This window comes from Streptomyces sp. SID9727 (genome assembly GCF_010550605.1).
In the GTDB taxonomy this organism is placed as follows: Bacteria; Actinomycetota; Actinomycetes; order Streptomycetales; family Streptomycetaceae; genus Streptomyces.
On record NZ_JAAGNI010000261.1, the window covers coordinates 129,916 to 137,364 of the forward strand.

The 7,449-nt window shown below is 69.2% G+C and carries 2 protein-coding genes; both read left to right on the plus strand.

Annotation, left to right across the window (positions count from 1 at the left end):
* The first annotated feature begins 167 nt into the window (after window positions 1-167).
* Window positions 168-3,344 carry a non-ribosomal peptide synthetase gene (locus G3I41_RS17160; protein ID WP_164401091.1) on the plus strand — a complete coding sequence of 1,059 codons (3,177 nt, stop codon included), beginning with the start codon at window positions 168-170 and terminating at the stop codon, window positions 3,342-3,344.
* Window positions 3,344-7,449: non-ribosomal peptide synthetase (locus G3I41_RS17165; protein ID WP_164400567.1), on the plus strand; the 4,106-nt coding region annotated here is incomplete at its 3' end. The genes G3I41_RS17160 and G3I41_RS17165, both read left to right, overlap by 1 nt.

A 7,449-nucleotide genomic window follows, 5' to 3' on the forward strand; every position in this document is an offset into this window, starting at 1 on the left:
ACCGGACAGGCCGGGCCGGCCGGTCACAGGGTTGTCCGGCCGCAGGGCTGTCCGGTCGGTGGTCGTCTGGACGCCGCCAACACCCCCTCGGCAGCCTCTCTTTCTCCAACGGCCACACCCTTGTCCACACACCTGCGAGAACGTTTCCAACGGGATGATGGAGTGGTATGAGCACGTCAGAAGCCGGCGTTGTGTACACCGAACTCTCCGCCGCACAGCAGGGCATCTGGAACGCTCAGCAACTCGACCCGGACAACCCCATTTACAGCGTCGCCCAGTACCTGGAGATCACCGGCGACCTGGACACCCGACTGTTCGAGGACGCCCTGCGGCAGGTCTTCAACCGGATCGAACCCTTCCATGTGCGCTTCTCCGGTTCCGGGTCCTCGCTTCGCCAGTACGTGGCGCTGTCCGCCGACTGGCCCCTGCACGCCTTCGACTTCACCGGTGAGAGCGCCCCCGTCGCCGCCGCCGAAGCCTGGATGAAGGCCGACATGGCCCGGCCCATCCGGCTGGATGGCGAAGTCCTCTTCCGCCACGCCCTGATCCGCGTCGCCGCCGACCGCTACTTCTGGTACCAGCGCGCCCATCACATCGCCGCCGACGGATTCAGCGGGGCGATATGCACCGCCCGTGTGGCCGCTCTCTACACCGCTCTCGCCACCGGCGCCCCCACGCCCGAACCCGTGACCGTACCGCTGGCCACTTGGGTGGACACCGACGCCGAGTACCGTGCCTCGGAGAGCTTCACCGAGGACCGCGCGTACTGGTCCGAGGCACTGGCGAACCGGGCGGACGTGCCGAGCCTCAGCGGCCGCCGCCCGCCCACGAGCACCCCCTACTCCCTGGCCCGGCACGCGGAGACGGTCGACGCCGAAACCTCCGCCCAGCTCCGCGCGGCCGCCCGAAGGCTGCGGACCACCGTGTCGGGTCTCACCATCGCCGGCGCCGTGCTGTCCTTCCACCGCCTGACCGGTGCCGAGGACGTCGTCATCGGCGTCCCCGTCCTGGGCCGTGCCCGAAGGCAACTCAACGTCCCCGGCATGGCGGCCAACATCCTGCCGATCCGGGTGGCCGTCTCGGACGACCTCTCCCTTCAGGACCTCGTCCGGCGCGTCGGCGCGTCCATCAAGTCCGCTCTGCGCCATCAGCGATTCCGCTACGAGGACATCCTCAGGGACCTCAAGCTCATCGGCCGCGGCAATCTCTTCAGCCTCGTCGTGAGCGCCATGCCGTTCGACTACGACCTCTCCCTCGGGGAGTGCTCCGTCCGGCTGAAGCCCCTGGCGGGCGGGCACTTCAACGACTTCTCCCTGTCGCTCTACGACAACTCTTCCGACGGCCTCATCGGCATCGCCTCGGACGTCAACCCCGAGCTCTACGACGCCGACACCAACCGCGCCAAGGTCGAGCTGTTCCGCAACACCCTGATCGCGATGGCCTCGGCCACCCCCGACACCCTTGTCCGCCAGGTCGATGTGTTGGGGGAGCGGGAGCGGGAGTTGGTGTTGTGCACGTGGAATGACACGGCGCGTGAGGTGCCGGGTGTGTCGTTGCCGGGGTTGTTCGAGGCGCAGGTGGTGCGGACGCCGGATGCGGTGGCGGTGGGTGATGCGCGGGAGAGTGTGTCGTATGCGGAGTTGAATGCGCGGGCGAACCGGTTGGCGCATGTGCTGGTGGGTGCGGGGGTGGGTCCGGAGGATCTGGTCGCGGTGTGTCTGCCGCGGTCGGTGGACCTGGTGGTCTCGCTGCTGGCTGTGGGTAAGGCGGGTGCCGCGTATCTGCCGCTGGATCCGGATTATCCGGCGGAGCGGTTGGCGGCGACGGTGGCGGACAGTGGTCCGGTTGCTCTGATCACCAGTGGTGTGGCGGGGGGCGCTGGGCTGGCGGCGGAGGGGGTTGTCCGGCGGATTGTGCTGGATGACCCGGACATGGCCGGTTTGTTGTCCCGGCAGTCGGTGTCGGATCCGGTGCGGGTGGGTCATGTGCCGTCTCATCCTGCGTATGTCATTTACACCTCGGGGTCGACGGGTCGGCCGAAGGGTGTGGTGGTGACGCAGGCGGGGTTGGTGAATTACGTGGTGCGTTGTGTGGAGGCGTATCCGGAGGTTGCGGGTCTGTCGGTGTTGCATGCGTCGGTGTCGTTCGATGCGGGTGTGACGGGCTTGTACGGGGCGTTGGTGTGTGGTGGTGAGGTGGTGGTGGCTGCTTTGGACGAGGGGCTGCCGGGGGTGTTGGGGGGGCGGCGTCCTTCGTTCATGAAGGTGACGCCGAGTGCGTTGGCGGTGTTGGACTCGTTGGGTGGTGGGGTGAGTCCTTCGGGCCGTTTGATGGTGGGTGGTGAGGCGGTTCAGTCGGTGGCGGTGGCGGAGTGGCGTCGTCGTCATGCGGGTGTGGCGGTGGTGGATCATTACGGGCCGACCGAGGTGACGGTGGGTTGTACTGATTTTGTGCTGCCGGCTGATGTGGGTGGGTCGGAGGTGGTGCCGATCGGGCGTCCGATGTGGAATACGCGGGCGTATGTGCTGGATGGTGGGTTGCGTCCGGTGCCGGTGGGTGTGGCGGGTGAGTTGTATTTTGCGGGCGTGCAGTTGGCCCGGGGGTATCTGGGGCGTCCGGGGCTGACGGCGGAGCGTTTCGTGGCGTGTCCGTTCGGGTCGTCGGGTGAGCGGATGTACCGGACGGGCGATCTGGCGCGGTGGCGTGCGGACGGGACGCTGGACTATCTGGGCCGTACGGATGATCAGGTGAAGGTCCGCGGTTTCCGTATCGAGCTGGGTGAGATCGAGGCGGCGCTTCTGGGGCGGCCCGGTGTCGCGCAGGCGGTGGTGGTGGTCCGCGAGGACGTTCCGGGTGACCAGCGGCTGACCGCCTACGTGGTGGCCGCTGAAGGTGTGGCGGTGGAGGTATCGCAGGTCAGGGCCGGTGTGGGGGCGGTGCTGCCGGAGTACATGGTGCCCTCCGCGATCGTGCTCCTGGAGGCGCTGCCGCTGACCGTCAACGGGAAGCTGGACCGGCGTGCCCTGCCTGCCCCGGACCGCACCGCCGAACTGGAAGCGTCCTACCGCGCTCCGCGCACACCGGACGAGCAACTGCTGTGCGAAGCGTTCGCCGAAATTCTGGGCCTGGACCGGGTCGGGATCGACGACAACTTCTTCGACCTCGGCGGGCACTCCCTGCTCGCCACCCGGCTGGTCAGCCGCATTCGCTCGACCCTGAAGGTCGAGCTGCCCCTTCGGGCGATCTTCGAGAATCCCACGGTGGGAGGCCTTTCCTCCCACGTCACACGTCCCAAGCGAACCAGGCCTGCCCTGCGTCCTCGCTCCAGGCAGGAGGAGATCTGATGATCCCGTTGTCGTACGCTCAGCAGCGACTGTGGTTCCTCGGGCAGTTGGAGGGACCGAGCGACACCTACAACATCGCACTCCCCCTCCGACTGCGAGGCGCCCTTGACCGGGAGGCGCTGCGTCAGGCGCTGGAAGACGTGGTGGAGCGCCACGAGGTGCTGCGCACCGTGTTCCCGGCCAAGGACGGCAAGCCGTACCAGAAGATCCTCTCCCCGGGCGCGGTCCGGATCGACCTGCCGGTGACGGAGGTGGAGAGCGCCGGCCTGCCCGCGGCGTTGGCCCAGGCGTCCAGGCACACCTTCGACCTGGAACACGACATCCCCCTGCGCGCCCAGCTGTTCGCGGTGGCGCCCGACGACCACGCACTGGTCGTCGTGGTGCACCACATAGCGAGCGACGGATGGTCGAAGGGGCCGCTGGCGCGCGACCTCTCGCTGGCCTACGGGGCCCGCACCGGCGGCCGGCCGCCGCAGTGGCAGCCCCTGGAGGTGCAGTACGCCGACTACACCCTGTGGCAGCGCGACCTGCTGGGCGAGGACGACGACCCGGACAGCCTCGTCCGGGAGCAGCTGACGTACTGGCGCCAGGCACTCGCCGCCATGCCGCAGGAGCTCGAACTCCCCTTTGACCGGCCGCGTCCGCTGCACGCCACCCATGTGGGCGGCGTGGTGGACCTGACTGTTCCGGCCGACCTCCACGAGCAGCTCGCACGGACCGCCAAGGCCGAGGGCGTCACCGTGTTCATGGTGGCGCAGGCCGCCCTGGCCGTGTTGCTGTCGCGGCTCGGAGCAGGCGACGACATCCCGATCGGTGTGCCCATCGCCGGACGACTGGACGAGGGCCTGCACGACCTGGTGGGGCTGTTCGTCAATACCCTGGTGCTTCGCACCCGGGTGAGCGACGAGCTCACCTTCAAGGAACTCCTGAAGCAGGTCAGGGAGACGTCGCTGGAGGCGTTCTCGAACCAGGACCTGCCGTTCGAGCGGCTGGTGGAAGACCTGGCACCCACCAGGTCGATGGCCCGCCACCCCCTCTTCCAGGTCACTCTGAGCCTGCAGAACAACGCCGAAGCGGTACTGGAACTCACCGGCCTGGACGTCGAACTGCCCACCGGGGACCAGCGACCCGCCAAGTTCGACCTCGACGTACAGCTCAGCGAGCAGTTCGACGACCAGGGCCGGCCCGCCGGCCTGTCCGGCAGCGTCACCTACGCCACCGACCTGTTCGACGAGGCGACCGTCGCGGACCTGGCGGAGCGTTTCGTCCGGGTGCTCGACATGGTGCTCTCCCACCCGGAGCAGCGTATCGGCCGGCTGGAGGTGACCGGCCGGGATGAGCGCCGGCGCCTTCTGGACGAATGGCACACGCCCGCCCGCAGCGCCCGGCCCGCCACCACCCTGCCGGCCCTCTTCAAGGCCCAGGTGGAGCGCACCCCGGACGCCGTCGCCGCGGTCTGCGGCGACCAGCAGCTCAGCTACACGGACCTCGCGCAGCGTTCCGACACCCTGGCCGCCCTCCTCGTCAGGCACGGCGCCGGCCCGGAGACCACGGTCGCCGTCTGCCTCGAACGATCCCTCGACCTCGTCGTCACCCTGCTGGCCGTGCTGAAGGCCGGCAGCGCCTACCTCCCCGTCGACCCCGCCTCACCGTCGGACCGCATCAGCTTCGTGTTCGCGGACTGCGCCCCGTCCCTGGTGGTCACCTCCACCGCGACGAAGGACGCGGTGGCGATCGACGACCTTGAGGGGACCGTCCACCGCGTGGTCCTGGACGACCCGCAAACGCAGGCCGAGCTGGCCAACGGCGCGACCGGCGGACCGCTGCCTGCCGATCTCCCCGGTGCGCTGTCCCCGGCGAACGCCGCGTACATCATCTACACATCGGGCTCCACCGGGCGCCCCAAGGGCGTCGTCGTCCCGCACCAGAACGTCGTGCGCCTGCTCGACGAGACGAGGCACTGGTTCGACTTCGGCGCGGACGATGTGTGGACCTGGTTCCACTCGTTCGCCTTCGACTTCTCCGTGTGGGAACTGTGGGGACCGCTGCTGCACGGCGGCCGCCTGGTCGTCGTACCCGTGGAGGTCTCCCGGTCACCGGTCGAGTTCCTGCGCCTGCTGACGCGGGAGGGAGTGACGGTTCTCAACCAGACACCGTCCGCCTTCTACCAGCTGGCCCAGGCGGAGATCCAGAACCCGGACCTCGGGGGGCAACTTCGCCTGCGCACAGTGGTGTTCGGCGGCGAGGCGCTCGACACCGGACGGCTGCGGGAGTGGTACGCCCGGCACGGGGACGACGCCCCCACGCTCGTCAACATGTACGGCATCACCGAGACGACCGTGCACGTCAGCTACCTTCGCCTGGACGAGACCCTGGTGGCCGGCATCTCCCTGGGCAGCCCGATCGGGCAGGGCATCCCCGGACTGCGGGTGTACGTGCTGGACGCCGCGCTGCGCCCGCTGCCGGTGGGCGTGCCCGGCGAGATGTACGTCGCCGGCGGCCAGCTGGCGCGCGGCTATCTGAACCGTCCGGGGCTGACGGCGGAGCGCTTCGTGGCGTGTCCGTTCGGGTCCTCGGGCGAGCGGATGTACCGCACGGGTGACTTGGCGCGGTGGCGTGCGGACGGCACGCTCGACTACCTGGGCCGCACTGACGACCAGGTGAAGATACGCGGCTACCGCATCGAGCTCGGCGAGATCGAGGCAGCACTGCTGGAGCAGCCCGGTGTCGCGCAGGCAGCGGTGCTGGTCCGCGAGGACGCCCCCGGCGACAAGCGGCTCACCGCCTACGTGGTGGCCGCGGCGGGCGCGACCGTCGAGACGCCGGACGTCAAGACCGGTGTGGGCGCGGTGCTGCCGGAGTACATGGTTCCCTCCGCGATCGTGCTCCTGGACGGGCTGCCGCTGACCGCGAACGGGAAGCTGGACCGCCGTGCCCTGCCCGCTCCCGACCGCACCGCCGAACTGGAAGCGTCCTACCGCGCTCCGCGCACACCGGACGAACAGGTGACCTGCGAGGTCTTCGCCGAGGTCCTCGGCCTCGACCGGGTGGGCATTGACGACAACTTCTTCGAGCTCGGCGGGCACTCGCTCCTGGCGGTCACCCTCGTGGAACGCCTGCGGGCACGTGGTGCGGCGGTATCGGTGAAGGCGCTGTTCCAGGCGCCGACTCCGGCCGGGCTCGCCTCGGCCGCCGGTGACACGGGTGCGTCGTTCGTGGTGCCGGCGAACGGTATTCCGGCGGACGCGACCGTGCTCACGCCGGAGATGGTGACACTCGCTGAGGTCACCGAGGGTGATCTTGAGCGGATCGTCGAGGCCGTTCCGGGTGGCGCGGCGAACATCGCGGACATCTATCCGCTCGCACCCTTGCAGGAAGGCATCTTCTTCCACCACCTGCTCGACGCCGACGAGGGCCGTGATGTCTACGTTCTGCCGGTGGTGCTGGGCTTTGACTCCCGGCAGCGGGTCGACGCGTTCCTTGGTGCGCTGCAGCAAGTGATTGACCGGCACGACATTCTGCGTACGGCTGTGCTGTGGGAGAACCTGCCGCAGCCGTTGCAGGTTGTCCTGCGGCAGGTGACCCTTCCGGTGCACGAGGTGGCCCTGCCTTCGGACACCGCTGGTGACGATGCGGTGTCCGCGCTGCTGACCGGCTGTCCGGTGGCGATCGACATCAGGCGTGCGCCGATGGTCGACATCACCCTGGCGCAGGACCCCGGGCGGGACCGTTGGCTGGTGGCGTTGCGCAGCCACCATCTGATCCGTGACCACCAGGCGTTGGAGATCCTGCTGGAGGAGGTGCGTGCGCATCTGGAGCAGGAAGAGGCCCGGCTGCCGGAGCCTGCGCCGTACCGTGACTTCGTCGCTCACGCGCGTCTTGCCGTGTCCGCGGAGCAGCACCAGGCTTATTTCGCGCGCGAGCTGGGCGAGGTCGAGGAGCCGACCGCACCCTACGGGGTGCTCGACACCCACGGCGACGGCAGCGGTACCGGCGAGGCCGTGGTGGAGTTGGCGGCGGAGGCCGCCGAGCGCCTCCGGGTGCAGGCGCGGCGTCACGGGGTGAGTGCGGCGGCGTTCTTCCACCTGGCGTGGGCGCGGGTCGC

What these genes read in the sequence shown, in the direction of transcription:
- G3I41_RS17160 (WP_164401091.1), top strand. Translation starts at nt 168, where the DNA reads ATGAGCACGTCAGAAGCCGGCGTTGTGTACACCGAACTCTCCGCCGCA.